At 71.4% G+C, this 884-nt stretch carries 1 protein-coding gene and 1 tRNA gene; one reads left to right on the top strand and one right to left on the bottom strand.

Annotation, left to right across the window (positions count from 1 at the left end; all coding sequences use genetic code 11):
* Window positions 1–542 (top strand): SixA phosphatase family protein (locus ACFWJO_RS39425; RefSeq protein ID WP_386873074.1); only part of this gene is annotated, 542 nt, incomplete at its 5' end.
* Between the two features lie 79 nt (window positions 543–621).
* Here ACFWJO_RS39425 and ACFWJO_RS39420 read toward each other — a convergent pair.
* Window positions 622–695, bottom strand: a tRNA-Arg gene (locus ACFWJO_RS39420).
* Between the last annotated feature and the right edge of the window lie 189 nt (window positions 696–884).

Below are 884 nucleotides of genomic sequence, written 5' to 3'. Positions count from 1 at the left end.
AGACCTGGCTGCGCCTCAGCCGCACGGCCGACGCGAAGACCCTGATCGTCCTCCGGCACGCCAAGGCCGGCTGGCCCGACGCGGCCGACGACCATGCCCGCCCGCTCGCCGAGCGAGGCCACGCCCAGGCGCCCGCCGCCGGCGACTGGCTCCGCGAGCACGACCTCGTCCCGGACGCCGTCGTGTGCTCCGATGCGCTGCGCACCCGTCAGACGTGCGTGTGGGTGTGCGAGCGCCTGGGCGAGCTGGCACCCACGCCCTACCTGGACCCGCGGCTCTACGGCGCCGACGCGGCGCGGGCCCTGGCCGTCGTCAACGAGACGGAGGAGACCACGCGACGGCTGCTGGTGGTGGGCCACATGCCGTGGGTGCAGGAGCTGGGCATGCGGCTGATGAGCCTGGACTCGGACCAGGACGCGGCGCTGCGCATGAGCGAGCACTACCCGACGCTCGGGATGCAGGTGTTCCGGGTGGAGAAGCCGTGGGCCGAGCTCGACGGCCGCGACGCCGCCCTGACGCACTTCGTGGTTCCGGGGCGCTGACCTCCGCGGCGGCGCGCGTGGCAGAGGCGCGCCGACATGACGAAGGCCCCGCTCCAGCAGGAGCGGGGCCTTCCGATCGTGCGCCCAAAGGGATTCGAACCCCTGACCTTCTGTTCCGTAGACAGACGCTCTATCCAGCTGAGCTATGGGCGCATCATCCGATCCGCCGGAGCGGCTCGAACTCGTAGAACACTACAGGACCTCTCCGGCGAAGTGCAAATCGACGGTCTGCGGTGGTCTGAGTCGGGGGTGTGGCGGGGGCGCGGCCATGATAGCCGGGCTCGGGTACCATGGCAGGACCGTGCGGCCACAACGATGTGGTGTGCGCTTCGGCGGTGCACG

Source organism: Streptomyces sp. NPDC127092, from assembly GCF_042722475.1.
GTDB lineage: Bacteria > Actinomycetota > Actinomycetes > Streptomycetales > Streptomycetaceae > Streptomyces.
The sequence above is the reverse complement of the archived record's forward strand: the minus strand, read 5'-3'. Positions and strand labels throughout refer to the sequence as shown.